This window comes from Actinomadura meridiana, assembly GCF_039537545.1.
In the GTDB taxonomy this organism is placed as follows: domain Bacteria; phylum Actinomycetota; class Actinomycetes; order Streptosporangiales; family Streptosporangiaceae; genus Spirillospora; species Spirillospora meridiana.
In genome coordinates this window covers 600,244-627,216 of the sequence record NZ_BAABAS010000020.1, presented here as the reverse complement: position 1 = coordinate 627,216, position 26,973 = coordinate 600,244, and the positions used below count along the sequence as shown (strand labels likewise).

At 68.7% G+C, this 26,973-nt stretch carries 24 protein-coding genes and 1 tRNA gene; 11 read left to right on the top strand and 14 right to left on the bottom strand.

Features of this window, described 5'->3' with window-relative positions; all coding sequences use genetic code 11:
* The first annotated feature begins 8 nt into the window (after positions 1-8).
* Complete coding sequence (locus ABD808_RS29030; RefSeq protein WP_344903567.1) at positions 9-3,467, top strand: PLL family lectin; 3,459 nt, start codon at positions 9-11, stop codon at positions 3,465-3,467.
* Between the two features lie 42 nt (positions 3,468-3,509).
* On the opposite strand, the gene ABD808_RS29025 is transcribed toward ABD808_RS29030, so the two are convergent.
* Positions 3,510-5,267 (bottom strand): serine/threonine-protein kinase, encoded by a 1,758-nt coding sequence (locus ABD808_RS29025; RefSeq protein ID WP_344903072.1) that lies wholly within the window; start codon positions 5,265-5,267, stop codon positions 3,510-3,512.
* A 395-nt stretch (positions 5,268-5,662) separates the two neighbouring features.
* Positions 5,663-5,745, bottom strand: a tRNA-Leu gene (locus ABD808_RS29020).
* 127 nt (positions 5,746-5,872) lie between these two features.
* On the opposite strand from ABD808_RS29020, the gene ABD808_RS29015 reads away from it, so the two are divergent.
* The 7 genes from ABD808_RS29015 to pknB are packed head-to-tail and all read left to right on the top strand — an operon-like array spanning position 5,873 to position 15,045.
* A complete protein-coding gene (locus tag ABD808_RS29015) occupies positions 5,873-6,628 on the top strand; it encodes an FHA domain-containing protein (RefSeq protein WP_328360038.1) in 756 nt (251 codons plus the stop codon).
* Positions 6,629-6,639: 11 nt separating this feature from the next.
* Positions 6,640-7,140 (top strand): FHA domain-containing protein FhaB/FipA, encoded by a 501-nt coding sequence (locus ABD808_RS29010; RefSeq protein ID WP_344903065.1) that lies wholly within the window; start codon positions 6,640-6,642, stop codon positions 7,138-7,140.
* A complete protein-coding gene (locus tag ABD808_RS29005) occupies positions 7,137-8,717 on the top strand; it encodes a Stp1/IreP family PP2C-type Ser/Thr phosphatase (protein ID WP_344903062.1) in 1,581 nt (526 codons plus the stop codon). The genes ABD808_RS29010 and ABD808_RS29005 overlap by 4 nt, the downstream gene beginning before the upstream one ends.
* Complete coding sequence (locus ABD808_RS29000) at positions 8,718-10,304, top strand: FtsW/RodA/SpoVE family cell cycle protein (protein ID WP_344903059.1); 1,587 nt, start codon at positions 8,718-8,720, stop codon at positions 10,302-10,304.
* 10 nt (positions 10,305-10,314) lie between these two features.
* Positions 10,315-11,802, top strand: a complete 1,488-nt coding sequence (locus ABD808_RS28995; protein ID WP_344903056.1) for a penicillin-binding transpeptidase domain-containing protein — start codon at positions 10,315-10,317, stop codon at positions 11,800-11,802.
* Positions 11,799-13,217, top strand: a complete 1,419-nt coding sequence (locus ABD808_RS28990) for a serine/threonine-protein kinase (RefSeq protein WP_344903053.1) — start codon at positions 11,799-11,801, stop codon at positions 13,215-13,217. The genes ABD808_RS28995 and ABD808_RS28990 overlap by 4 nt, the downstream gene beginning before the upstream one ends.
* Before the next feature lie 22 nt (positions 13,218-13,239).
* Positions 13,240-15,045, top strand: a complete 1,806-nt coding sequence (gene pknB / locus ABD808_RS28985) for a Stk1 family PASTA domain-containing Ser/Thr kinase (RefSeq protein WP_344903050.1) — start codon at positions 13,240-13,242, stop codon at positions 15,043-15,045.
* A 174-nt stretch (positions 15,046-15,219) separates the two neighbouring features.
* Here the strand turns inward: pknB and ABD808_RS28980 are convergent, their stop codons facing one another.
* From ABD808_RS28980 to ABD808_RS28965, 4 genes are all read right to left on the bottom strand, one after another.
* Positions 15,220-16,359, bottom strand: coding sequence for a methyltransferase domain-containing protein (locus ABD808_RS28980; RefSeq protein ID WP_344903047.1), 1,140 nt, complete (start codon positions 16,357-16,359; stop codon positions 15,220-15,222).
* Positions 16,352-16,756: an SPASM domain-containing protein gene (locus ABD808_RS28975; RefSeq protein WP_344903044.1), complete on the bottom strand. Its 405-nt coding sequence runs from the start codon at positions 16,754-16,756 to the stop codon at positions 16,352-16,354. The genes ABD808_RS28980 and ABD808_RS28975 overlap by 8 nt, the downstream gene beginning before the upstream one ends.
* A gap of 8 nt (positions 16,757-16,764) precedes the next feature.
* On the bottom strand, positions 16,765-17,253 hold the full coding sequence (locus ABD808_RS28970; protein ID WP_344903041.1) for an HAD family hydrolase: 489 nt from the start codon (positions 17,251-17,253) through the stop codon (positions 16,765-16,767).
* 129 nt (positions 17,254-17,382) lie between these two features.
* Positions 17,383-17,664 (bottom strand): hypothetical protein, encoded by a 282-nt coding sequence (locus tag ABD808_RS28965; protein WP_344903038.1) that lies wholly within the window; start codon positions 17,662-17,664, stop codon positions 17,383-17,385.
* 145 nt (positions 17,665-17,809) lie between these two features.
* On the opposite strand from ABD808_RS28965, the gene ABD808_RS28960 reads away from it, so the two are divergent.
* Positions 17,810-19,000 carry an NsdA family TPR-like regulatory protein gene (locus tag ABD808_RS28960; RefSeq protein ID WP_344903035.1) on the top strand — a complete coding sequence of 397 codons (1,191 nt, stop codon included), beginning with the start codon at positions 17,810-17,812 and terminating at the stop codon, positions 18,998-19,000.
* Positions 19,001-19,339: 339 nt separating this feature from the next.
* Here the strand turns inward: ABD808_RS28960 and ABD808_RS28955 are convergent, their stop codons facing one another.
* Positions 19,340-19,645 carry a DUF1330 domain-containing protein gene (locus ABD808_RS28955; RefSeq protein WP_344903033.1) on the bottom strand — a complete coding sequence of 102 codons (306 nt, stop codon included), beginning with the start codon at positions 19,643-19,645 and terminating at the stop codon, positions 19,340-19,342.
* A gap of 201 nt (positions 19,646-19,846) precedes the next feature.
* On the opposite strand from ABD808_RS28955, the gene ABD808_RS28950 reads away from it, so the two are divergent.
* Positions 19,847-20,734 (top strand): LysR family transcriptional regulator, encoded by an 888-nt coding sequence (locus ABD808_RS28950; RefSeq protein WP_344903030.1) that lies wholly within the window; start codon positions 19,847-19,849, stop codon positions 20,732-20,734.
* Between the two features lie 341 nt (positions 20,735-21,075).
* On the opposite strand, the gene ABD808_RS28945 is transcribed toward ABD808_RS28950, so the two are convergent.
* Positions 21,076-21,480 (bottom strand): MerR family transcriptional regulator, encoded by a 405-nt coding sequence (locus ABD808_RS28945; protein ID WP_344903028.1) that lies wholly within the window; start codon positions 21,478-21,480, stop codon positions 21,076-21,078.
* Between the two features lie 133 nt (positions 21,481-21,613).
* On the opposite strand from ABD808_RS28945, the gene ABD808_RS28940 reads away from it, so the two are divergent.
* Complete coding sequence (locus tag ABD808_RS28940; protein ID WP_344903025.1) at positions 21,614-22,561, top strand: alpha/beta hydrolase family protein; 948 nt, start codon at positions 21,614-21,616, stop codon at positions 22,559-22,561.
* A gap of 456 nt (positions 22,562-23,017) precedes the next feature.
* Here ABD808_RS28940 and ABD808_RS28935 read toward each other — a convergent pair whose 3' ends face one another.
* From ABD808_RS28935 to ABD808_RS28910, 6 genes are all read right to left on the bottom strand, one after another.
* Complete coding sequence (locus tag ABD808_RS28935) at positions 23,018-23,311, bottom strand: hypothetical protein (RefSeq protein ID WP_344903021.1); 294 nt, start codon at positions 23,309-23,311, stop codon at positions 23,018-23,020.
* A 135-nt stretch (positions 23,312-23,446) separates the two neighbouring features.
* On the bottom strand, positions 23,447-23,584 hold the full coding sequence (locus ABD808_RS28930; protein WP_344903018.1) for a hypothetical protein: 138 nt from the start codon (positions 23,582-23,584) through the stop codon (positions 23,447-23,449).
* 76 nt (positions 23,585-23,660) lie between these two features.
* Complete coding sequence (gene tmk / locus ABD808_RS28925) at positions 23,661-24,302, bottom strand: dTMP kinase (protein WP_344903015.1); 642 nt, start codon at positions 24,300-24,302, stop codon at positions 23,661-23,663.
* Positions 24,299-25,147 (bottom strand): aldo/keto reductase, encoded by an 849-nt coding sequence (locus ABD808_RS28920; RefSeq protein ID WP_344903543.1) that lies wholly within the window; start codon positions 25,145-25,147, stop codon positions 24,299-24,301. The genes tmk and ABD808_RS28920 overlap by 4 nt, the downstream gene beginning before the upstream one ends.
* Complete coding sequence (locus ABD808_RS28915) at positions 25,134-25,709, bottom strand: 3'-5' exonuclease (RefSeq protein ID WP_344903012.1); 576 nt, start codon at positions 25,707-25,709, stop codon at positions 25,134-25,136. Before ABD808_RS28915 ends, ABD808_RS28920 begins: the two co-directional genes overlap by 14 nt.
* Positions 25,702-26,859, bottom strand: a complete 1,158-nt coding sequence (locus ABD808_RS28910; RefSeq protein ID WP_344903010.1) for a hypothetical protein — start codon at positions 26,857-26,859, stop codon at positions 25,702-25,704. Before ABD808_RS28910 ends, ABD808_RS28915 begins: the two co-directional genes overlap by 8 nt.
* Between the last annotated feature and the right edge of the window lie 114 nt (positions 26,860-26,973).

Here is a 26,973-nt window from a genome sequence, read left to right as displayed (position 1 = left end):
GGGCGGCGATGGCAGAAGAGTGGGCGACCGTCGTGGCGGTCTACGAGGGAATCCAGACCGCGTATCAGGCCTATCAGGCGATCAAGTCGGTTTATGACGGGTACGAGAATCTCAACGAACTCATTAACCCGACCCATCCGACTCATGAAGAGCTCGTAATACAGAAGCTCGACCGACTGCACACGGATTTCCAGGTGATCCAGTACCGGCTGGACGCCGTGGCCGAGGCGATCCGCCAGCTGCTCGACCAGCAGCAGCAGGCCTACCTCCTCCAGACCCGCCAGCAGTTGGAGCAGCTCAAAGGGCTAAGCCGGACGGCCGCGGACCAGGCCAGCGCCTGGGTGGCCGGCGACAGGACCGACGCACTACTGCGCGCGCAAGCCGACGACAACTCGCGGGTCGCGGCCAACAGCATTCTGGAGGGGAACTCGTTCTTCCTCCGTCCCGGGCCCGGCGGAGAGACCTTCGACCACCGCGTCGCCATCCCGGTTTATCTGTACGTCCTGACCGTCCGCCTCGGCGTAATGATCACCATCAACCGTCCCATCCGGTTCAACAAACTGGCGCGCGAGGAGATCCACCGGCACGCCGACCGGCTGGGCTGGATCATCGAGAACACCGACCGTGCCATCGTGCCCGATATTTATGGTCGGCCGGAGTCGGATCCCGGGCTCTACATGGTCCAGTACAAATGCGTCGACAACATCAGCGGCTACACCACCGCCCTGACCCGCGAGGACCACCTGATCGGTGGCCAGGCCGAACTTGACGACTACAAGGCCCGGCTCGACGAATCGCTCCGCCTGGAGGTACGGCACCGGACCGGCGTGATCCTCCTGCTCAGCATGCGCGACGTCCTGGAGTACTGGGCGACGGATCCGATGGTCGCGCGCTTCACACCGTGGAACGTGGCCGTGCCCGTGTCCGCCATGGGGACGCCCGGCTGGCGCCACTTCCGCGCCATCGGACCGTCCGCGTCCAGCGTCAAGGTCCTGTGGCCCATGGGGGACGGTTCAATCGGATCCGCGACCCTGAACACCACACAGTCACCGGTCGCCTGGACCATCGACCCGCCAGCGGCGCCCGCGGGCACCATGGACGGGGGCGGCCTGCCCGTCTGCGTCCCCGCACCGGGCCAGGCCATCGCCTTCATCCAGGACCCAGAACGGCGGTTGGCCGAACTTCACCTGGACCCCGCGCAGCCGTCCGGCTGGTCGACGCCCGTCCCAGTGGTGACACAGCCCGATTCGCCCCCGCAGTACTTCCGCCGGGACCACATGTCGGCGACGGTCATCGCCCCTGGCGAAGTGGCGTTGTTCTGGCGTTATCCCGTCCACCCAGCCGCAATTCACTGGCGCCACCGCGCCGCCGACGGGACATGGGGCGAGCCCCAGCCGATCACCCCCGAGGCCCCCTACGGCGATGCGCTGATCTCGGTGTCCCCGGCGCCCCAGGCCGCGTGGGTGTTCTACGCGCAACGCGACGACTCGATCTGGAGCGCTCACCTCGACTCACGCGAGCAACCCGGCTGGGCACCCCCCGTCCAGCTCACCCCACCGGACATCGCCCACGTCTCGGCCGTCTGCCCACGCCCCTGGCAGATCCTGATCTTCTGGACCGGCCCCGATCGCGCCGTGTACGCCCGGCACCTCGACGCCCAGCAACCTGGGCAGGCGTGGAGCGAGCCGTTCCAGGTCGTCCCCCCACGCTCGACCGGCTACCGGGCCACCCCCACCGCGATCAGCCCCGCCGAGGGCGAGGTCCGGCTGTTCTGGGACGCCGCCGACGGCTACATCCGCACCACCCACCACGACCCGCAACGCCCCTACGACCAGGGCTGGGCACCGTGGTACCCGGTCGGCTCGCCCCTCTTCGGCTCCCGCGACCTCGTGAGCGGCTCCTACAGCCTCGTGGTCACCGGCCGCGGCGCGGGAACCGTGAGCCTGTTCCGCCTGGACGCCCAACGCGCCATCCAAGCAGCGCAGTACGACCCGACCGTCGCCGATCCAGGCAGCTGGTACGACAAGATGCGCTCGCTGACCAACGCGGCAGGACAACTCGCGGCACAACACCGTCCCGCCGACGCGGCCTCAGCCGCCCACGACGGCATCGAGGCCTTACTGGCAGGCGCGCCCGCCCTCGAAGGCACACGCGACGACCTGACCTACGACCTCGTCCTCCAGATCGCCTACAACTCGGGCTACCAGCCCGCCAGCGACACGGTGGAACCAGTCCGCCAAACCGTCGCGATCGCGGAACGGCTGGCATCTCGCCACCCCGACAACCTCGACTACGCCTACCGCCACCCCTGGATGCAGGTCGTCCTGGCCCAGCGCCTGGACGGAGCCGGACGCCGCCCCGAAGCAGCCACGCCCGCCAAGCAGGGCATCGACCGAATGCTGACCCTGGCCCCCACACTCCAGGGCACACGCGACGACCTGACCTACGACCTGATCCTGCAAATCGCCTACAACTCCGCCTACCTCGCACCCGGCGAGGCGACCGAGGCCGTCCAAGACGCAGTCGCAATCACCCAGCAACTGGCATCCCGTCACCCCGACAACTTCGACTACACCTACCGCCACCCGTGGATGCTGGTCGTCCTGGCCCAACGTCTCGATCAGGCGCACCGCCGTCCCGAGGCCGCAGAGCCAACCCGCCAAGCCATCACCGAACTGCTCCGGCTGGCCCCCACCCTCGAAGGCACACGCGACGACCTGACCTACGACCTAATCCTCCAGATCGCCTACAACTCCGCCTACCTGCCCACAAACGATTCGATAGAGCCGGTCAGCCAAGGGATCACGCTCGCAGAACGCCTAGCGTCACGTCACCCCGACAACCTGGACTACACCTACCGCCACCCCTGGATGCAAGTCGTCCTAGCCCAACGCCTAGACGCCGCCGGACGACGCCCCGAAGCCACCGAACCCGCCCGCCAAGCCATCACCGAACTACTGCGACTCGCCCCATCCCTCGAAAACGCACGCGACGACCTCACCTACGACCTCATCCTGCAAATCGCGTACAACTCCGGCTACCTACCAGCCAACGACGCGGTGGACCCGGTCAGCCAGGGAATCACGCTCGCAGAACGCCTGGCATCACGTCACCCCGACAACCCGGACTACACCTACCGCCACCCCTGGATGCAAGTCGTCCTAGCCCAACGCCTGGACGCCGCCGGACGACGCCCCGAAGCCACCGAACCCGCCCGCCAAGCCATCACCGAGCTACTGCGACTCGCCCCATCCCTCGAAGGCACACGCGACGACCTAGTACTTGACCTAATCGCCCAAATAGGGACCACCTCCGGCTACCTGCCGCCAAACGACGCCGTGCCGCCACTCCAAGCAGCGGTCGCGATAGCAGAGAGGGCCGCGGCCCGGCACCCCGACGACGCCTCCTACCGCGACCGGCTCACCTGGATCCGCGAGGTGCTCGCCCAACACCAGCCCACCACGTGACCTTCGGGCTTCCCAGCCACCGCGTTACCCATGGCCCTCTGCTCATGGGCGGGTCTGGGCGAACTTGACGAGCCTCGGGTCGAGGAAGGAATCGATCTTGGCGTACGGGACGTGGCTCCAGCCCCGGTAGGTGCATTCGTTGCCCTCCACGAAGCCGAAGTCGGCGCCGTCGGGAGTCAGCAGTACCGGGATCCGGGCGAAGTTGTTCCGGTAGGTGTTCTGCAGGGTCGGGCGGCAGAGGTCCTCCCCGGGAGGACCGCTCCATTTGATGAGCGGGATCAGCGGCGACAGGCGTGCGATCCCGGACGTGGTGAGGGCTTGTGGCCGCAGGATGTCCTTGGTGGTCAACAGCTTGCCGGTGGTGAGGTCGGCGGTCACCACGTTCATCCGGGCATCGTTGCCGCCACCCGCGTTGACCGGGTTGTCGACCAGGTGGGCGACCGTCACCAGCCGCGGGCCGCGCAGCCCGATGCGGGTGGTCACCTTGAGCTTCATCTTCAGCGGCGAGCTGGGCGGCAGGGCCCGTTGGGACCTGCGGAACTCCTCCGGCTGGGTGGCGATGTGCTCCCGGAAGTCGGTGATGCCCTGGTCGATCGGGCGCCGCAGCGCCGCGTTGATCCGGCTCTGTACGGCGGTGTCCTTGAGCCCGCTGATCTGGACGTACTGCGCGCGGTCCACGATCAGGCCGCTGGAGGGGTCGGTCAGTGAGCGGGTGTTGACTTGCAGGGTGATCGGGGGGACCCGCTCCTCCGGCTCGGACTGGGTCGCGTGGTAGGCGGCGAAGCCGCCGCCGGCGACCAGCGCGGTCCCGGCGACCGCGACCGCCGCCTTCCCTCCCACTCCCGCGAGGAGGCCGGTCTGGCCCGCCGTCGCGGCTCCCCCGCTAGCCACCGCGGCCCCGCCACCGACGGCGGCGCTCGGGGCGGCGGCCAGCCCGGCCGCGGTCAACGGGAACAGGGCGGCCAGCGCGACCGCCGCCACCGAGAGCGCCACGACCCCGCGCGTCTCCCAGTCCGGCCCGTACGCGGTCTGGGCGGTCCGCTCCAGCTCGCTGACGAACGCCGCCGCTCCCGGTGGGCGCTGCTCGGCCTGCTTGGCCATCCCGTGGGCGACCAGCTCCCGGAGCGGCGCGGGGATCGCCTCCAGCGGCACGGGCTCCAGCAGGTGGGCGCGCATCAGGGCCATCTGGTCACCGGCCTGGAAGGGCCGCCGCCCGGTGACGCACTCGTAGAACACGCATGTGGCGGCGTAGACATCGGTGGCCGTGGTGGCGGGCTGGCGCTCCCACTGCTCGGGAGCCATGTAGGAAGGCGTTCCCGCACCGGACGCGGCGCCCGCGGGGGTGGCGATGCCGAAGTCGATGAGCTTGCTGGCCCCGTCCGCGGGGACCACAACATTGGCGGGCTTGTAGTCCCTGTGCACCACCCCGGCCTCGTGCGCGGCGGCCAGCCCGAGCAGCGACCCCTTCAGCACTGCCAGGGCCGCCTCCGGCTCCAGCGCCCCGTGCGCCTCCAGTACCGCCTTGAGGGAGGTGCCGTTGACCGCCTCCATGACGATCGCCGTGCCGTTTCCGCTCTCCACCAGCCGGTAGAGCCGCGCCACATGGGGGCTCTGCACCTGGGCGAGCATGTGCGCCTCGTGGTGGAAGCGGGCCTTGTCGTCCTCACTCGCCTCGACGGGGAGGTACTTGATCGCCACCGGCGTACCGCTCTCCCGGTGCCGGGCGAGCACCACCCGCCCCTGGGCGCCCCTGCCCAACTCACGTACCTCTTGGAACTCAGAGACCCGCCACACAATCACGGGCCAAGTGTGCCTTACCGACACGAACCGCAGTGCCCGGAGCCGCACATGAGGCCAACCAACCCAACCCAAGCCCGCACGCCCAAAGCTGAACGCGCTAAGCCAAAGACCTACCGCACCAGGTCATAGGCCGACAAGGGCCATATCCGCGTCCCAACGCAGCCCCGCCAGCCAACCGTCCACCCGACTGACACAAGGAGCACAGGCCGACCAGCCATAGGGGCGGCGACCAGCCATGGGGGCAAGGGCCGAAGCCCCGACAGCGACCTGAACCGGCAAGGGGGTGTGGGGGGCGGAGCCCCCTGCATCGGGGGTCCGGGGGTCGCCCCCCGGGTAAATACGACGAAGGAGTCGCGGTCGACGCACTCCGTCGACGCACGACCCCCAACTCCGAGTGGGCGAGGAGGGATTTGAACCCTCACATCCTTTCGGACACACGGACCTGAACCGTGCGCGTCTGCCGTTCCGCCACCCGCCCCGGGTGTCGACCCGATTTCGGGTCGTTGAAAAGGCTAGCACGGGCCGCGTGGTGGTTAGGTATCCAGATACGCCGCGCGAACCTTCGCACCGATACGATCGTCTACCAGTGGGGAAGGGAGGTGCCCGTGGGCGTCATTCAGCGCTTCGAGCGACGGCTGGAGGGCATGGTCGAAGGGGCCTTCGCCCGTGCCTTCAAGTCTGAGCTGCAGCCGGTCGAGGTGGCCAGTGCTGTGCAGCGCGAGATGGACGATCGGGCGGCGATCGTGGCGCAGGGCCGCACGCTCGTTCCGAACGACTTCGTCGTCGAGATCTCTCAGCAGGACGGGCAGCGGCTCCAGGTGTACGCCGACAGTCTGAGCCAGGAGCTGGCGAACCTCGCGCGGGAGTACGCGAAGGAGCAGGGGTACTCCTTCGTGGGTCCGGTGCGGGTGCGGTTCGAGAACGCGGGCGATCTCGCCACGGGCATGTTCCGTATCCGGTCCGGGGTGATCCGGGGTTCGACGGTGGAGGGCGGTGAGATCCGCCAGCCGGTGAGCGATGTTCCGCAGGGGGCGCGTGGGGGGGTGTTCGGGGGGCATCCGCGACTTCTGGTGACCACCGCCGTCGAAGGGTCGGACACCACTCAGCGCACCTATGAGATCAATACGCCGGTGACTCTGTTGGGTCGCGGCACTGACTGCGACCTGCGACTTGTCGATCCCGGGGTGTCCCGGCACCATGCCGAGATCCGCGTAGAAGGTCCCGAAATCGCTCTCGTGGATCTAGGGTCGACCAACGGCTCGTTCGTGAACGGGCAGCCGATCCGGCGTGTCACGCTGGTGGACGGCTCCCGCGTCACGATGGGCCGGACCACTCTTGTGTTCCGCCGCGATAGGGAGTAACCCCGACTCCGATGTCCCCTTTCACCCTCACGCTGATCAAGCTGGCGTTCCTCGCGGTTCTCTGGCTTTTCGTCATCGCGGCCGTCGGTGTGATCAGGGCCGACATGTTCGGTTCCAGGGCCGCGACGAGGGCGGCGCAGCGCGCGTCGCAGCCGAGGCCGCCCCAGCGGCAACGCCAGTCGAAGCCGTCGCGGCAGCCGTCGCGCAGCGCCCAGCAGAGTGCCCCGACGAAACTGGTGGTCGTGCAGGGCGAACGGGCCGGTACGGTCATCGACCTCACGGGGGTGCCCATCACCATCGGTCGGGCGAATGACGCCACACTCGTAGTGACCGACGACTACGCTTCGAGCCGGCATGCCCGACTTTATGCGCAGGACGGTCAGTGGATCGTGGAAGATCTCGGCTCGACCAATGGCACGTATCTCGGACGCACGAAGGTGAGCCGGCCGATGCCGGTTCCACCGGGCGTACCAGTCCGTATCGGGAAAACCGTGATCGAGCTGCGCAAATGACCCTGGGAATCCGCTACGCCGCGCGCTCCGACGTCGGCATGCTGCGCGAGGGCAACGAGGACTCGGCGTACGCGGGGGCACATCTGCTCGCCGTCGCCGACGGGATGGGCGGGCACGTCGGCGGCGAGATCGCCAGCGCGGCCGCGATCGACGCGCTGCGGGCGCTCGACAAGGACCTTCCCGCGACGGAGCTGCTGGCGGCGCTGGAACGCACCGTCAAGGCCGCGAACGACAACCTGCACCGGATCGTGGAGTCCGATCCCGCGTTGCAGGGCATGGGCACGACGCTGACGGCGATGCTGTGGGCGGGCAACCAGATCGCGCTGGTGCACATCGGCGACTCGCGGGCCTACCTGCTGCGGGACGGCAGCCTGTTCCAGATCACGCACGACCACACGCTGGTGCAGTCGCTGGTCGACGAGGGGCGGATCAGCCCGGACGAGGCGGCGTCCCATCCGCAGCGTTCGCTTCTGCTGCGCGCGTTGGACGGCCGCGGCGAGGTCGATCCCGATCTGTCGCTGCGTGAGGCGGAGGTCGGCGACCGGTACCTGCTGTGCTCGGACGGCCTGTCGGGCGTCGTCACGGCGGAGACCATCTTCCAGGTGCTGACCGACGCCGACGAGCCGGACCAGGCCGTCCGGCAGCTCATCGACCTGGCGAACCGCGGCGGCGGCCCCGACAACATCACCTGCGTGGTCGCCGACGTGGTCGACCTCGAACGGCAGCCGCCGACGGGCGGCCCCGGGCACGCGGTGGGCGCGGCGGCGAACGCGGCACCTCCGGATCCGCCGGGCGGCGGGCCGGGCGCCAACACGACCGCGGCCGACACTCCGGCGGGGCGGGCCGCGCAGTTGCGCGACACCAGGCCGCAGCCACCGGTGGCGGTGGACGAGATGCCGCCGCCACCGCCGCCCGCGCCGATGGCCGACCCGATGGGCGGCCCGCCGATGCCGGGCGCGATGCAGCAGGCCCCCATGGAGCGGATGCGGCGCGGTGGGGCTCGCCGATGGACGTGGCTGATCGTTGTAGCGGGTGTGGTGGTCGTGGGTGTCGTGGCGGGCGGGTTCGTGCTGATTCAGAACGTTCGGAACGGCTACTACATCGGCGCGGAGAAGGGCCAGGCCGTCCTGTACCGGGGGACGCCGCAGTCCGTGCTGGGCTTCAACATGTCCCGCAGGGCGAACGCGAAGAACCTCCAGAAGATCATGGTGGACGATCTGCCCCAGGATCTCCAGCAGCAGGTCCACGAGACGTACTCGGTGGACGGCCCGAAGGAATGGCGGCTGCTGGTCGACCGCGTCTGCAAGTACAGCCTCGTCGACCAGTCCGGCAATGTCGGCATCGTGCGCGGCCGCGGTCAGCAGGCCTGCAAGGAGAAGAACGTCAAGGCCAGCGAGGTCCCGCTCGCCGAACTGCCCGTGTCGGACGCGATGGCGATCACCAGGGGCGACCTCAAGAACATCATCGGGGCCGAGCCGGCGCAGCGGAAGCTGGACGATCTGGCCAAGCGCCGTGAGGAGTGCAAGCAGCGCAGTCCCAGCATCACGGACTGTCCCGCCGGCCGGGGGAAGTCGTAGATGCACTCGATCGGGGACCAGATCCGGGCGCGGCTGCCGTACCAGCGCCGTAACGCGGCCTCGTTCGCGCTGCTGATCTTCGCGATGGTGCTGACGCTGTCGGCGTTCGCGGAGGTCGGGCTGGCCCGTGACGGCAGCATCCCCGCCGGGCTGGTCGTCTACGGCGGCGGCCTCGCCGTGCTGGCCTTCGTCGCCTACTTCGTCCAGATGAGGTTCACCCCGTACGCCGACCCGCTGCTGCTGCCGCTGGCGGTGGCGCTGAACGGCATCGGGCTCGCGATGATCTACCGGCTGGACCTGGACACCAGCGCCGACCGCAAAGCCGCCGCGCTCGCGGGCAAGAAGTTCCTGAAGGACGCCGCGAACGCACCCGGCCAGCTGATGTGGACGTTCGTCGGCATCGGCCTGTTCGTCGCCGCGGTGCTGATCATGCGGGACACCGACAAGACCGACGCGCGGCTGTCGTTCACGCCGAAGACCGCGCAGCGCTACACGTACCTGATCGGTCTGACCGCCGTCGTCCTGCTGCTGCTGCCGATCGTCCCGGGCATCGGCGCGGAGATCAACGGCGCCCGCGTGTGGATCCAGGTGGGCGGGTTCTCGGTTCAGCCCGGCGAGTTCGCCAAGCTGCTGCTCGTCGTGTTCTTCGCCGGTTATCTGGTGAACAAGCGGCAGGCGATGTCGCTGATCGGCAAGAAGGTCGGGCCGGTCAGCCTGCCGCGCGCCCGTGACCTCGGTCCGATCGTGGTGATCTGGTTCTTCTGCCTGGGCGTCCTGTTCATGCAGAAGGACCTCGGTACCGCGCTGCTGTTCTTCGGCCTGTTCATCTCGATGCTGTACATCGCGACGCAGCGGGTGTCGTGGGTGATGATCGGCGTCGTCCTGCTGGCGGTGGGCGTGTTCATCGCGACGCTGCTGCCGTTCATGGGGCACGTCAACCAGCGCATCGACATCTGGCAGAACCCGAAGCCGTACTTCGACGGCGGCTGCCTGCTGGACAGCGGCAAGGTCGTCCCCGTCAACCCCGACACCGCGATCTACAAGAAGTACAAGGCCAAGGGCGACGGTTCGCCCGGTTTCTCCGCGTGCTTCGAGCTCGGCGGCGAGTACTCCGACAGCGCGCAGCTGATGAAGGGCCTGTACGCGCTGGGCGAGGGCGGCGTGCTCGGCACCGGGCTCGGGCAGGGCGAGCCGTGGCGGACGCCCCTGTCGTTCAGCGACTTCATCTTCGACTCGATAGGCGAGGAGCTCGGGCTGACCGGGCTGATGGTGCTGCTGCTGATCTACGCGTTGATCGTGCAACGCGGGATGAAGACGGCCGTGGCGGCGCGAGATCCGTTCCTGAAGTTGTTCGCGGGCGGTGTCTCGTTCGTCCTGGCCCTCCAGGTCTTCGTGATCGTCGGTGGGGTCACCCGGCTCATCCCGCTCACCGGTCTCACGACGCCGTTCCTGTCGCAGGGCGGTTCGTCGCTGATGGCCAACTGGGTCCTGATCGCGATCCTGGTGCGGATGAGCCATGACGCGCGCAAGCCCGCCCCGCAGGCGATCCAGGACGAGGGCATGACCCAGATCGTGAGCACGAGGTGATTTCCGTCCAATGAATATGGACAAGCCGGTCAGGCGGGTGGCGATCTTCGCGTTGCTGCTGTTCTTCGGGCTGATGGCGCAGGTCAACTACGTCCAGGGGAGCCAGGCGGAGGATCTGCGGACCGACGAGCACAACGCCCGCCAGTACGCGGACGTGTTCAACTCGCCGCGGGGGCAGATCTCCGCGGGCGGCGAGGTGCTGGTGGCGTCGGAGGACACCGGCAAGGACAACCCGAAGTACGGCCGCACCTACAAGGACGGCCCGGTCTTCGCGCCCGTCACGGGGTACTTCAACGGCAACGCCACGCAGGTCGAGCGGGCCTACAACTCCCTGCTGGGCGGCAAGGACAAGCGGATCACGCAGCAGCACTGGTTCGACACGTTCATCGGCAAGAAGGCCGACGGCGCGAACCTGGAGCTGACGATCGACCCGGACGCGCAGCGGACGGCGTACGAGCAGCTGAAGGCGAAGACCACGCAGGGTCGCCGCGGCGCCGCCGTAGTGATCGACGTGAAGACCGGCGCGCTCAAGGTCGCGGCGTCGTGGCCGTCGTTCGACCCGAACGAGGTGGCGCCGCAGACGGGCGAGAAGGGCGTCAAGCGGCTGGAGGAGCTGAACAAGGGCCGGGGCGTGCAGCGGCCGCTGGTCGACAACGCGTTGAGCCAGACCTTCCCGCCGGGCTCCTCGTTCAAGATCATCATGGCGACGCTCGGCATGGACGTCCTGAACTTGAACGGCAGCAGCACGGTCGACACCGGTCAGCTGATCCTGCCGGAGTCCGGAAAGGAGCTTCCGGACTCCCACGACGGCGGCAACTGCGCCCAGTCGGCGCCGCTGTCGGGCGCGTTCATCGAGTCCTGCAACAGCTCGTTCGGACGGATGGCGCTGCAACTCGGCATCCAGCAGATGCACGACGGCACCTTCAACAAGTTCGGCTTCGGCACCCGCACCGAGCTGGAACCCGACATGTTCGCGGCCAAGAGCGCCGTCCCGGTGTCGTTCACCGGCGCCGACGGCAAGACGATCCAGACCGGCAAGGACGGGACGGCCCGGTCCGGCATCGGCCAGGAGAACGTGCAGACCACGCCGTTGCAGATGGCGATGGCGGCCGCCGCCGTGGCCAACGACGGCGTCATCATGAAGCCGTTCGTCGTGTCGAAGGTGCGCACGAAGGACCAGAACGAGGTCTACAACGCCGATCCGACCGAGTTCAAGAAGGCGATGCCGAAGGGCGACGCCCGCCAGATCGCCGACTGGATGCGCAAGGTCGTCCAGGAGGGCACCGCGACGAATCTGCGCGGCGACAACATCGCGGGCAAGACCGGTACCGCCGAGCAGGGTGAAGGCATCCCGAACGCCCGCTGGTTCGTCGGGTTCGGGCCGTCCGACGGCGATCCGAAGTACGCCTTCGCCGTGATGTCCGAGGGCCCGGGCGCCGGTGCCGACGGAGCCGGACCGATCGCCGCGGCGATCATGGCCAAGGTTCTGAAGAAGTGAGCACGGGCCTCGTCCTGAACGGCCGCTACCGGCTGCTTGAGCGGCTGGCCGTCGGCGGGATGGGCGAGGTCTGGCACGCGTCCGACGACGCGTCGGGACGCGCGGTCGCGGTGAAGCTGCTGCGGCGCGAGCTCGGCGCGGACGTGACGGCGCGGGGCCGGTTCGCCGCGGAGGCGCGGTTCGCGGCGGAGCTGCGGCATCCGGGGATCGCGCGGGCGTACGACTTCGGCGAGCAGGACGGCCGGGCGTTCCTGGTGATGGAGCTGGTGCACGGCGAGCCGCTGGACCGGATCCTCGCGCGGGACGGCGGCCTGCCGCTGGAGGCCGTGCTCGACCTGCTGGTCCAGGCGGGCCGGGCGTTGACGGTGGCGCACCGGGCGGGGGTCGTGCACCGGGACGTCAAGCCCGCGAACCTGATGGTGTCCCCGAACGGCATCCTGAAGATCACCGACTTCGGGATCGCGCGGCAGCTCGCGGCGGCGTCGCAGACCGCGACCGGGATGGTCATGGGGACGGCGCACTACATCTCGCCCGAGCAGGCGCAGGGCCTGGAGCTGTCCCCGGCCGCCGACCTTTACTCGCTGGGTGTCGTGGCGTACGAGTGCCTGACGGGCGCGCCGCCGTTCGACGGTTCCACGCCGGTGGAGGTGGCGCTGCGGCACGTCCGGGAGGCGCCCGCCGAACTCCCGGCGCGCGTTCCGGCGGCGGCCCGCGAGTTGGTCATGGAGATGCTGGCGAAGGAGCCCGCGGGCCGTCCGGTCAACGCGGCGGCCGTCGCCGACCGGGCCCTGGCGATCCGCGCGGCGCTCGGCACGGGCCGCGCGCCCCGGGTGGACGCCGCCGCCCGGCCCCCGGCCGCCCGCCCCAGAATCGTTACCCAATCGACTACTTTGTCGGGTTTTGACGGTTCCGAGGGGGCGGATAGCCTCACGAAAAGGTCGGTGCGCGGGCACCACCGCCTCGGCGGACGTCCCGCGCTGACGTACACGTCGGTCGCGGCCGTACTGCTGGTGGTCTGCGTCATCGTGATCGGTTCACTCTGGAAGGGCTTCGCCTTCGCCGGATCCGGCGGAGACGAGCGTGACCCGCCCGGAGCCCCGGCCACCCGGCCGGTCGGGGACGGCACCGTCCAGAACCCGTCCGCCTCACCCGGCGGCGCGGGCAGACACCGGTCCCGTACCACAACCAGGCCGACTGTCGTGCCGCGGCACCGAACGCATAGGATCCGTCCGTCAACGCCGGGTAGCCGCAAGACGTCCCCTTCACAGAAGAAGTACACGAAACCGCCCCGCGCGGTGCCCACCACCCCAGAGCCAACACCCGCACCGACGGAGAGATCCACGACTCCGTCAACTCCGAGCCCGGGTCCCTCGCCCACCCAGAACGGGGAGCTAGGTTCGGAGGACAAGGTGTAGACGTACGAGGGAAAGTGCACATATGAGTCAACCTCGGCTGCTCGGCGGCCGCTACGAGCTCGAGACGGTGATCGGGCGAGGCGGCATGGCCGAGGTCTACCGTGCCCGAGACCTGCGCCTCGATCGCGTCGTCGCGGTCAAGACGCTGCGGTCCGACCTGGCCCGTGACCCCACGTTCCAGGCCCGGTTCCGGCGCGAGGCCCAGTCGGCCGCGTCGCTGAACCACCCCTCGGTCGTCGCCGTGTACGACACCGGCGAGGACATGATCGGCGACACCTCCATCCCGTACATCGTCATGGAGTACGTGGACGGGAGCACGCTGCGCGACCTGCTGAGGGAGAACCGCGCGCTGCTTCCCGACAAGGCCCTCGAGGTCACCGACGGGATCCTGCGCGCCCTCGAGTACAGCCACCGCGGCGGCATCGTCCACCGCGACATCAAACCGGCCAACGTGATGCTGACCCGGCAGCACGAGGTCAAGGTCATGGACTTCGGCATCGCCCGCGCCATGGCCGACACCGCCGCCACGATGACGCAGACCGCCCAGGTGATCGGCACCGCGCAGTACCTGTCGCCCGAACAGGCCCGCGGCGAGCGCGTCGACGCCCGCAGCGACGTCTACTCGACGGGCTGCGTCCTGTACGAGCTGCTCACCGGCCGACCGCCGTTCACCGGCGACTCCCCCGTCGCGATCGCGTACCAGCACGTGCGGGAGGAGCCCGTCCCGCCGTCGCAGGTCGACCCGCAGATCCCGCAGTGGGCGGACGCGATCGTGCTGAAGGCGATGGCGAAGGAAGCCGACAACCGCTACCAGAACGCGAACGAGTTCCGGCAGGAGATCCAGCGCGTCCTCCAGGGGCAGCCGGTGGCGTCCACGGCCGCGTCCACGATGCTGATGGGCTCGCAGCAGCCGCACGGCACCCAGGTCATGAGCGGCTACCCCGGCCCCGCCCACACCCAGGTGCGGCGACCGCAGGACGACTACGGCCTGCCACCCGCCCGCTACGACGACGACCTGCCCGAACGCGGCGGCGCCGGTAAGAAGGCCGCGCTGTGGATCGGCCTCGCCGTCCTGTTCATCGGCGGCGCCGCCCTGATCGGCTGGATGATGAGCGGTGGCGGCGGCGGCGACGAACAGGTCGCCATCCCGCAGAGCATCGTCAACGTCTCCCAGGAAGACGCGACGGCGCAGCTCACCAAGCTCGGCTTCACCGTCGAGACGAAGAAGGAGAACAGCGACGAGGTCAAGGCGGGCAACGTCATCAGCTCCGACCCGCAGCCCGGCACGAACGCCAAGAAGGGCTCCGCGGTGACGCTGGTCGTCTCCCAGGGCAAGAAGGCGCCCCCGGAGGTCGAGGTGCCGGACGTCACCGGCAAGCCCTACGCCGTCGCCAAGAAGATGCTGGAAGAACAGGGCTTCGAGCCCGAGAAATCGGTGGAGACGAACGACAGCGTCACGCGCGGCAACGTCGTCAGCACCGACCCGTCCGGCGGCTCCAAGGCGCCCAAGGGCTCGTCCGTCACCGTGGTCGTCTCCAACGGACCGGCCAACCTCAAGGTGCCGAACCTCTTCAACAACAGCCAGCGCGCCGCCTGCGGCCAACTCGAACGCCTCGGCCTGAAATGCCGCGTCCAGAAGGGCCCCGCCCCCATGGACAAGCCCGTCGCCCCCGGCTTCGTCTACGACCAGCAGCCGACCCCGGACGCCACCGTCGCCCCGGGCGACACCGTCACGATCTTCGTGGCGGAAAAGCCCCAGCAGCAGTCGCCGCCCCCCGGCGGCACCGAGAGCCCCGAACTCCCCTGGCCCCCCAACGGCGGCCAATGAGTTTGGCAGAGCCCTCCTCGTTCAAGCGCCCAGCGCTCGAACGAGGAGGGCTGTGCTGATCGCAGCGCGATTGCCGCTTCGGCCCTGGGGGGCTCCATCGTCGTGCACTGCGTGCGATCGCTGCGTCATCGCGGCCCTCGGCAGTGAGCGGCCCCGCTCCTATTCAGCGTGCGTCTATTCGGCGATCACGGCGGACCAGTGCCCTCGGTGCAAGGTGATCGTTCCCTCGGGGTTGATCGTGACCCTGGCTCCGCGTACCGGCAGCTCGCCGCTCATGTTGAGGCGGTGGCGGATCGCCTCCAGGACGTCCCACAGGCGGCGCGGGCCGGCCTGGTGGACGGTCGGAGGGTCGCCCCGGTGCCCGGTCGCCCTTGCCCATGACCCGTCAGCGTGGAACATCCAGGCGGTTCGCCGCTGGTCAGGGCGCTGCTCGAAGCGATGCTGGATATCAGGCGCGGTGAGTTCGAGCATGGATTGCAGGTCCCACGCCTCGACCACGTCGAGGACGGGATACCGGCCAGTTGTGACGGTGTCGCCGTCGAGGTCCCGCACGGCGTCGAGGACGTCGGCGGGCGGGTAGTCGCCGGCCGATCGCGTCGCCATGAATCCAGCGCGGTCGCGTTCGACCCACCCGACCGCGCCGCCGTCCGCGGTTCTGTCCGCGGTGATGATCAGGGTGGTGTTGGTGACGGTCGTCACCAGCCGTCCTCCGGGCTTGAGCGCGGCGAGCCAGGTCGGCGGGATCGGCCGGACGGAGACCATCGACACGATCCGGTCGTAGGTGCCGGGCAGCGGTCCCGTCGCGTCGAGGGTCACGATGTCAGGGCGCCGGTCGATCCCGGCGAGCCGTTCGGCGGCGATCTCTGTCAGGTACGGGTCGATGTCGACGCTGGTGACCTGCCCGTCGCCGAGGTGAGCCGACAGGACCCCAGCCGAATAGCCCGACCCGGTACCAACGTCCAACACGGAGGAGTCGTCAGCGATGCGGGCGTGCCGGAGCATCCCCACGACCAGGCCGGGCAGCGTCGACGACGATGTAGGACGGCCGGTCGCCCGACCGCTTTCAGGGGCGTGGTCGGCGTGCGTCGTCCCGACGCGTGTCACCAACGTGCGGTCGCTGTAGGCGACCCGCAGCCATTCGGATTCGTCGGCCATCCCGTCGCGCACGGTCCACGCGTCGCCGTCGGCCTGCCACCAGCGGGGGACGAAGCGATGCCGGGGCGTGGTGGCGATCGGCGCGTACCACCGCGACCCTCGGTGCGCGACCGTCTCCGCGAGCCGTGCGGCGTGATCTTTCCAGACGTGATCAGTCATCGTTGTAAGCAGGGTTGCACGCCTCAGTCTCGGCGGGGGAGCAATCGTTGCCGTCGCTATTGGGGTTGCAGCCGTGACCGGCCCCCGCTCGGCGGGGGATCCTCGCCACGATCCGGCGCCACGCCGCGCCGTCGAGCAGCTCCGCCAGCGGCGTCTCGGTCACGTTCCCGGCGTCGAAGCCGCGTCCAAGGACACACGGCATGAGGCGCCCGTGGGTGTCGATCGCGGCGCGGCCGTCGCCGCACCGGCCGCACAGATCGCCGCCGGTCGCCGGGCTTCCCCGGCGCGAGGCGCGGCCGACCGGGCGGGTGTGGTCGCGGGTGATATCGGTGATGCCCAGCATCGTGAGCATCTCGACGCCGCCGGTGAGGTCCTGGTCGCTCAGGACCTCGATCATGCCGACCTTCAGTTCGATGCCCAGACGGCGGGCCGCGGTCGGACCAGGCACGCTTGCATACCCGCGCGCATGGGCCCGGCCACGTCATCGGCGATGCTGTTCCCGACGAACAGCACCTCCCGGGCCGGACACCGCGCTGCGGTGAGGACCAGGTCGTAGAACAACGGCTCGTCCTTGGCCACCCCGAGTGCGTACGAGATGAGGCCCACCGAGAACAGCTCATGCACGCCCGCCGCCTGAAGCGCTGGCCAACGGGTCTCTGGTGCCAGCGCGTTCGAGGCCAGCAGGAGACGCACCCCCATCCCGGCGATCTCGTGCAGTGCGGCGGCAGCCCACTGTTCCACCCTCTTCTGCCCGAGGATGAGGTCCTCGTGATCGGTGCTGATCGTGCCACCGAAGTCCAGCGCGACCGTCCGGCATCGCACCCGTCCCGGCACCGCCTGCTCGGCCTGGTGGATCGACTCGACGTTGATGCGTGCCGTGTCGTCAGCGGCCACGAGTCACCTTTTCGCAGGCGCAGCAGCCGGGCAGCGTCAGCCACCACGAGCCGAGACCCCCGAACCAGAACAGGGCACCCATCCACACCCGCCGCGCCGCGTCGCACCGCCGGGCACAGCACGGTGCGGTCACCGCACACACCTCTCGGAGGGAACCGCATCGGCGGTCCGTGCGCCGTCCTCGGCGTCGAGCTGTGCCTCGAGTTGGAGGACGCCGCCGACGAGTTCGCGGAGCCTTTCCGGGGTGGTGGTCTCGATCCAGGAGACGCCGCCGCCGGGTGGAAGACGGAACGGGTAACGCTGGGCCTCCCATGGAGCCTTGGAGTACCGCGCGTACCCGAACGCCCAGCCGGGGAAGTCCTCATGGAGGCGGGCGAGCTGCTGCTGGATCTCTTGTGGTGCAGGGGACATGAGACCGTCCTGGCTGCGATGCACGTGATTCTTCGGTCACCATCAGTGAACCTGTGGCGGTCGCCACACGGCCAGAGGCAGACTGAAGGAGGGAAAGGGAGGGGCCGGGAGGTCCTCCGCTGATCGGCGAGAGGTGCGTCGCATCATGTCCGCCGCAAAGAAGATCATCGGCGCACGTCTGCGTGAGATACGTGAGGCGGACCCGTACTGGTCACGCGGCGACCTCGCCCGCCTCCTTCGCGCCGCCGCAGCCCCCGAGGAACTGCCGCACGTCGCGCACGTGCCGAGCCTCACCGACATGATCAAACAATGGGAGGGCGGGAAGTGGACGCCCGGCATCCGGTACCGGAGGCTGTACGCCCGCGTCACCGGCAGGCCCGACGCAGACCTGTTCGAGACCGACCAGCCTGCGCCGTCCCTGTGGCGTCCGGACGGCCTCAACGGGACGTTCACACCTGACGATGAGGAGCGGCTCGTCCTCGCTACCGCACGGCCTGTCCGGACAGACATGGTCGTCGTGAAGTCCCTCGCGACCATCCTTGCGGCGCAGCGACGCCTGGAGGACTCCATCGGGTCCGCGCCGCTCATCGCCCCGGTGCAGGCGCAACTGGCCGCGATCGAGGGCATGATCGGAAACGCCCGGGGATCGATCCGCAGCGAACTGCTCGACATCGCCGGGCAGTGGGCGCAGTTCGCTGGGTGGCTCTATACCAGCAACGAACGGCACCCCGACGCCTTGACGTTCCTTGCCCGCACGCTGGAGTGGGCGACCGAAATCGACGACCGACACCTCATCGGGTCTGTGATGTCCTGGCGAGGCTACATCGCCGAGCGCCATGGGCAGATCGGGTCCATGATCGGCCTGTCGCAGGCCGGGCAACGGGTCCGCCACGGCACCGCCGACAGGGTCACTGCGCTCTACCAGGAAGCGCGCGCCCGCGCGCTGCTCGGCGAAACCGCAGAGGTGGACCGGCTGACGGAAACCGCAGCGGCCGAGGCGGAGCAGACACGGCCCACGGAGGCGCGCCCCTGGGAGTACTACTACGAACGGCCCGGCATCTTCGGCCTGGAGCACGGCCTCATCTACCGAATCCTCGGCCGCACCGACCGCTCCCAGAACGCCACCGCCGTGGAGCACCTGAACGCGGGCCTGGACGTTTTGTCGGCGGATATGCGGTCGTCGGAGTGGGCGGGCATGTTCCTCTATCAGCTCGCGCTCGCCTACCGGCAGGCCGAGGAGCCCGGGGAGGTCGCGCGCATAGCTGGGGAGTTGGAGGAGATCGTGAACCGGCTCGGGTCGGATCCGCTCCGGCGGCGCCTGGACGAACTACGCTGACCCTGCTCGCACGCAGCGTTCAGGCGGTCGTACGGGTTTGCGCTGCGCGTCCTCGTCCAAGCGCCGTCCAGCTCACCGGGCAGCCACCCCCCATCCACGTCCGGCCGGTACGCGGCCAGTGCCTCGGCGAACTGCTCGCAAGCGGCCTCACCGGTGAGTGTCGCGGCGGCGGCGCGGAGGTACCGCTCGGCCAGTGCCCGCCGCAGGCAGGGCGGCCGCCCGCTGGCCCTGCGGCGACGGCCGCGCTGCGGCCAGGGCTTCGTACTCGTCTCGTGAGTCGTCGTTCAGCACCGTGTGCGTTTCAGGTGACGGATGCTCAGCGATGGCTGGGCCCGCCGGTCAGTCGATACCTTCGATGATGCGGAAGTCGCGCTCGAAGCCGTCGGGGAGGGCGACCAGCGCCTTCTGGTATGCCTCGCTCTCGTATGCCGCGACGGCCTGTTCAAAGCTGTCGAACTCGATCAGAACGACGCGTTGCGTGACTCCGGCCTCGTGGGCGACGACTCGACCGCCACGGGACGGGAAGAGGGACAGGTTGCGCCCGCCCGCGGCCTGGACAGCCTGACCGGCCAGCTTGTCGTAGGCAGCCAGCTTCTCAGGGTCGGAAGTGGCGGGGTAGACGCTGACCCAGTAGCCCTTAGCCATGGAAACCTCCTGTGTTCGGCCGGACACGTCCGACTTCGAATTGACGCTCAGATCGATAGGTACCGACGACAGGTACTGCGGTCGGCTGAATCGTCATATGGGCAGGTTAGGGCTCGATGTGCGGTCGAGGGAAAGACCAATGCGGGATAGACTCAGAACGGATCGTTATCAATCGGCGGGGGGCACGTGGCGCCGGATACGGTGAGCCTGCGGTACTTCCTGGTGCTGGCGCAGGAGCTGAACTTCACCCGCGCGGCCGCTCGGATCGGTATCGCGCAGCCCGCACTCAGCGCCCGGATGCGCCGATTGGAGGCGGAACTCGGCACGGCCCTGCTGGTCCGCAACACACGTAGCGTCGTATTGACCACGGCCGGTGCGGCTTTGGCGGAGTCCGCGCCGTCCGCGCTGGCGGCGCTGGACCGGGCATGGGACACCGCCCGGAGCGCGGCGGCCGGTGAACTGGGCACGCTGCGCATCGGATACAGCCTCAGCACCGGGGCTGAGACGGCACCGGCCCTGGTGGACAGGCTGATGCGCGGCAACAGCGGACTTGAGGTCGGCGCGGTCCCGATGGCGACGCCGGAAATCTCCCCCGCGGTCGCCGACGGCCGCATCGATGCCGGGATCACCCGCGGTGAACAGCCCGGCCGTGGCGTGCGCCGGTTCCCGCTGCGGCGTCAGCGCATCGGGGTCCAGCTGGCGCAGCACCATCCGCTGGCCGAACACCCGGAGATCGAGATCGCCGACGCGGCCGCGTATCCGCTGCGACTCCCGAACCGTGCGGCCAACCCCGTGATCCACGATCAGCTGTCCGCACTGTTCCGCGACACCCGACCACACCCCCGATTCCACACGCCCGCAGTCTCTTTCGACTTGTCTCAGCACGACCTGCGCGACGGGGTCACCCTCGCCCCGGCCGGAGAAGCCGCGGTCACGGCACAACCGGCCGGTCTCACCTGGCGACCGCTGCGGGGAGCGCCCAGCCTGACGATCCACCTGGTCCTCCCACGCGAGCAGTCGCCACTACACCGCCGCATCCGTGCCGTCGCCAAAACCCTGGCGCACGAGCTGCACTGGCTGCCGGACTGACGCGCAAGAGGGCAAGCGGACCGACGCCTGCGGTGGCGAGGCCGAAGACCTTTGCGCCCGGCGAACTTCGCGGTGAAGACGACGGCGGTCTTGAAGATCTTGCGGGGGGGTGGCGCCCCTGAGTCCAGGGCCCGGCGGACGGTGCGGAGGCAGGGGATGGGCTGTCGGCCCGCGCTGTGATGCGCAAGCACGGCGTCTCGCACCTGATGCTGCGTTAGGCGCTGGAGTCGGCGTGGCCGTGGCCGCGCAAGAGGATGGCCCCGTGGGCGACGCGGTTTGATCCCTGCAAGCCTGTGGCTCGCTCCCCTCCTACGAGGCCTTGGAGCACGTCGACGGGACACTCACCCCGGGGCTTGGACGGCGGTGTGCGGGACGTCCTCGGCGCGACAGGACCGGCCGGTGAGCATGGTGGTGCCGGCGCCGGTGATGACGGAGTCGAGCCGGTCGCGGGTGTCGGTCAGGTCGGCGATCTGCCTGTCGATGTGGTCGCGCTGAGCGGCCAGTCGGGTGAGCAGTTCGGGCGTGGCGCGCCCGTCGACGACGCACGGGATGAGTTCGGCGATGGTCTTGCTGGACAGCCCGGCGGCGTACAACTGCTGGATCAGCCGGACCCGTCCGACCGCGCCTTCAGGATAGTGCCGCTGACCGCTGGCGCTGCGTTCGGCGGCGAGCAGACCCTGCTGCTCGTAGTACCGCAGGGACCGGACGCTGACGCCCGTCTTGGCGGCGAGATCCCCGATGCGCATCTGACCCCTCCGTGATGTGCGGCACACACCTTTGCCTCTGACATCAATGTCAGGTTTTAGCGTACCCGGTGTGAGGCCAACTGCCTCCATCCCGATCCGCCACCGCACACAAGCCCCAAGGATGGAAACACCTATGACCACTCCCGCTACCGCGATGACGGGGATCATCGGTGACCTCGCCGCCCTGATCGTCTCAGTCAAGCCGATCGTGCTGCCCGCCCCCGAGCGCGGCGAGGACCTGCATGTGCGCGTGTCCGCGCCGGTCACCGGACGCGACCTGCCGATCATCCTGTTCGCGCACGGCTTCGGCTCCAACCTGGACGGCTACGCGCCCCTGACCGACTACTGGGCCGCCCACGGCTTCGTGGTGATCCAGGCCACCCACCTGGACTCCAGAAGGCTGAACCTCACCACGGACGACCCCCGCAAGCCTCAGATGTGGCGGATCCGCGTCGACGACATGAAGCGCATTCTCGACGACCTCGATGTGCTGGAAGCCACCGTCCCAGGCCTGGCCGGACGCCTGGACCGCGACCGCATCGCCGCGGCCGGGCACTCCTTCGGCGGCCAGACCGCCGCGATCCTACTGGGCCTGCGCGTCACCGACCCGCAAACCGGAGCCACCGAAGACCTGTCCGACCCGCGGGTCACCGCGGGCGTCCTGCTCGCGACGGCCGGACGGGGCGGCGACCATCTGACCCCCTACGCCGCCGAGAACCTCCCCTGGCTACGGGAAGTGGACTTCTCCCACCTCACCGCACCGGCCATCGTGGTCGCCGGTGACAAGGACCACCTACCGGTGACCACGAGGGGACCGGAATGGACCACCGAGCCCTACACCTTCAGCCCCGGCGACAAGAGCCTGCTCACCGTCTTCGACGGTGAGCACCTCCTCGGCGGCATCTCCGGCTACGACGCCGCCGAGACCACCGACGAGAACCCCGCCCGCGTCTCCCTTGTCCAGCAGGTCACCCTCGCCTATCTGCGCCACGTCCTCAGTATCGGAAGTTCCACCTGGATCACGGCGCAGGCGGCCCTGACCGGCACCGTCCACCCGATGGGACGACTCGAATCCAAGTGAGGCGCCGGAAGGATCGGCGCGTCGGGAGCGAACGGACGGAAATCATCGGACCTCCTCGCCCCGGCGCGTCGCCCGTACTGCCCCGTGGTCAGGGCTCCGGGGCAATCGCCGCACCGGACACCGCCCCCGGACGCCCACCCACGGACTCCTCGTCTGCGGCCAGCCCGAACGGCAGAAATCCGCACCGCTTCTCACGGCCGCACCCAGCTTGGGTCCTTTGTGGTGCGTTGACCTGCACGTTCGCGAGGGAGGCCGCTGGATCTCAGGTAGATCTGAAAATTTCGGTTGAAATCCGTAACGTCCCGGGGGCCCGTGACGAAGACCATATCGAGGGCTTCCGCCATTGCCCCCGAGTGGCGGAAGCCCTCTTGCTTATTGCAGTGCACTCCTCCTTCGGCCCTGGCGGGCCTCCATCGTCGTGCACTGCGTGCGATTGCTGCATCGCTCTCGACTCGCCTAGCGGCTCGCTTCGCGATCTGGGTCTCGCTTCGCTCGCCCCAGCCTTCGGACGCAATCGCAACGGTTGAGGTCCTGCATGGTTGCGGAGGGGGCTGGGGTTGTTGTGTTCGGGAGTTGCTTTGGTGGACGGTCCCGCGCCGCTTCAGGCTCCGCCGGTCCGCCGGGCCGGGTCTGCTCTACCCACCCGTAGGGGACCTCGGCCACGCCGACCGTGGCGTAAACACGGTCGTAGGGTGCGTTATCGAGGAACCCGGCCCGGCCGTCCTCGTCCGCGTGGTACACGCCGCTCATGGGCTTGTAGACAACGGGAGTGCTCAGCTCCTCTGCCCAGTCGTAGGCGGTCTGCGGTTCCGAGGTGATCAGGGTGCGCGAAACCCTCAGCCCAACCTCGGTCGCCGCGTAGGCGAACGCGCGCTCAAGGGAAATTCACCCGTCCATGACGAGCTGGGACGGCCGACGCTGCCACACGGACGTGACGTCGCTTAGCTCAACCTCCGGGCCGTTCTGGTCGGTGAGGAGCCCGAACCAAGAGCCCGAGCTGTCCAGGTAAGCGCCGATCGACATCCGGGTGGGAAGCCGGAGGGGTTCACCTTCGCCACAGTGTCGCCTCGGGCACGGTGACCGTCTCGACCACGCCCGCTCACCCGGCAGCCGGAGCGAAGAAGGTCAAAAGCCGGTCGCGGATCAGCGCTGCGGACTGTTCGGGGGGCCGCTTGTTCACGTCAACTCGCAGCACGTCGTAGCCCGCCTGAATCAACCGCTCCGTCACCTGGCGGTAGAAGTGGCTCTCAGCGTGCGAACTGCCCGGCGACAGCTGGAAGCGGTTATGCGGCCCGCGCTCCTGGAGCCGTTCCGAGATGACCTCGGGGTCGGCTTCCAGGATGACGGCGAGGTCGGGTCGGTCAGCCTCGGCGTTGAGTCCCCAGAGGAAGGCAGGATCGACGCCATCGAACCGCTGCATGACGAGACCTGACGGGATGTACCTGTCCGTCAGCACGACGCGGCCGACCTCGGTGTTGGGACGGACTTCGGCCTCAAGGTGGTGGTAGCGGTCGGCCGCGTACAAGCAGGCGAGGGCGTGACCGATGGTCGTCTCGGTCAGCTCCCGGCACAGCGCGCCGATGGGGCCGGTGCTCGGCTCAGCGGTGACATGAACCTCTTCGCCAGCGGCCGCCAGGAGTTGCGCGAGGCACTGGACGATCGTGGACTTCCCAGCACCGCTCGGCCCGTCGACGCTGACGAACAACCCCCGCTGGTGATCAGAGAAGGGCCTGAGGCTCATCCTCGCCCCCTCCCGGTCTGTTCCGCCTTGATTGTCGCCGACTCGATAATGGTTCTATCTTCGCGGGTGAGGCTGATCTGTTGCGCCGCCAGGTTCTCGCGGAGACGAGCGCTGCAACTGGTTCCGGGGATCGGCGTGATGACCGGGGACCGATGCAGGAGCCAGGCAAGCGCGAGCTGGGCGGGTGTCGCGCCGTAGTCCTGAGCGATCTGGCCCAGAGCATCGGGCGTGGTGAGCGCTCCGGCTGCGAGAGACGCGTACGGCACGAAGGAAATGCCAGTCATCTCGCAGTGCCGGAGCACGTCTTCTGATGCCCGGTCGGTGACGTTGTACTTGTTCTGCACGGCCGCGACGTCAATCAGCTCGCTGGCCGTGCGGAGCTGTTCCAAGGTCACCTTGGACAGTCCGATGTGGCGGACCTTCCCTTCTGCCTGCATGTCCCGCAGTACGCCGAGCTGGTCTTCCAAGGAAACGGCGGGGTCGATGCGGTGCAGGTAGTAGAGGTCGATCCGTTCGACCTGGAGCCGACGGAGACTCATCTCGACGCACTGGCGCAGGTACTCCGGTCGCCCACACGGCGTCCACCGGTTGGGACCTTGGCGAGTGAGACCGCCCTTGGTGGCGATGACCAAGCCCTCGGGGTAAGGATGTAACGCCTTGCGAATGTACTTCTCCGCCGTGAACGGGCCGTAGGCGTCGGCGGTGTCGATGTGCGTCACGCCCGCGTCGACAGCATCGCGGAGTACCTGCATAACCTGTTCCGGGTGTTCCGGTGCGTCCCAGTGGCCAGGGCCGGTGAGCTGCATGGAGCCGAAGCCGATGCGCCTGCCGTTAGAAAAGAGCATCTTCGTCAACCTCCTTGGGAGGTTGGCCACGCAGGTCTTCCAGGCTCGCGGCCTTGGTGGCGAGCAGTACGAACAGCCGTGCGGCGACCAGCGCGTCATACGTCGCCCGGTGGGGACTGAGGTCGTGGGGCAGTCCTTCGGCCAGGCTGTACACCTCCACCAAGTTGCCGAGCCGGTAGCTGTCGAGGCCCGGTACCAGTCGCCGCGCCAGCTTCAGGGTGTCGAACACCTCGGGAGACTCCCAGCCGGTGAGCTTACGGCTCAGCACGCCGAGATCAACGTGGGCGTTGTGCGCCACGAGGGCATCAGCGTCCAGTGCGGGGAGCACGTTGCCGGTGATGGCCTCGAACGACGGGCAGTCGGCCACGTCCTTGTTGGTCAGGCCGTGGATGCGGGTGGCGAAGTGCTTGATCGGAGCGTCCGGCTTCACCAGCCAGCGCAGCGGCTCCCCGATGACACCGCCAACCACCGGAACGGCGGCCAACTCCACCAGGTCGGGCGGCTGCTGACCATTGCCCTCGACGTCCACGACCACGAAGCTCAGGCTCGTCCAGTCAGTCATCTTGCTTCTCGCCTTTCCAGCCGATGTCGGCACGGCCGTGCCGACGTTCACGGTGCGGGTGGCGCACGTCGTGAACCTGGAAGCCGAGTGCGTGTTGCAGGTAGTAGCGCGACTGCTCGCTCTCCAGGCCGGACACCACGGCCGCCCGCTCGGTGATGTCCATGACCACAAGACCACGCGTCTCGGGAAGGCGCTCCGCGACATCCCGCAACCGCTCGGGTGACGGTTGCGTGTGTGCGTTCCGGCAGAGTTCGAGCTGACTCAGCGGGCAGATGTCGCACAGCTCCGGGATGCCGATGTGGCCGTTGTAGTCCGGCAGGCCATGTGCGTAGGCGACCGCGCAGCTGGTCTTACGGAACAACGGCGTCGCGGCGTCGAACGTGGCGAGTACCCGCTCTTCCAGCGTCTCGGGCACGATCTTGCGCCGGGCGGTGTCCTCGTACGGCTCGGGCAGGCCATTGCCCTTGTAGTAGTCCGCGATCTCGTCGCGGTAGAACAGGCCGGTGAACACCGTGGCGTCGGCGTGCTGGGCGAGGCGGTAGGCCGCGTCCAGGTGCTCGGGTGAGTCGTTGAGACCAGGGACCAACGGACGCCAGTAGAGAATTGTGCGGTACCGGCGCCGCGCCGGCCTGCTCATGAGCTTCAGGGAATCAGCCGCCACGGACGACGGGTAAGGCTCGATCTCCTTGTTGGCGATCCCGCTGTAGGTGAACAGCAGCGTCAACTTGATGTGCCGGAGCTGGTTCAGCCACTCGACATCCTCGGGCTTCATTTGGTGCCTGGTGATGACGAGCACGTGGTTGGTCAGCTCGCGCTCGTCCAGGTCTTCCAACACGGCGAAGGTGTGCGGGCGGACGACCGGCAAGAACGGGTCGGTCGCCCGGTTGAACACCTGCACCGGGGTCACGTGCGGCTGGAAGTACCGGTGAGCAACCAGCTCTTCGACGGCCTGAGCGTCGGACATGAGTGCCCGCGGCACCCGCTGATCCCACAGGCCGTAGGTGTGCCGGATGCAGTACGCGCAGTCGAGCGGGCAACCCTGGATGTGATTCAGGCTGAGGCCGCTCTTGCGGTACTCCACGACCTCGCGGGCGCGCTCCGGTAGTTGGTCGATTTGATCCCTGCTCAGCAGGGCAACACGGGTGGCCACCTGGCTAACTCCCAAGTCCCTTGAGGACGGACGCGGTTCGCGCCCTCAACGGGAGAATAGAGAGGAAAGGCGGCGGTGAACAGAAAGTTTCTTGGCGTTTCTCGAAATGTCCCG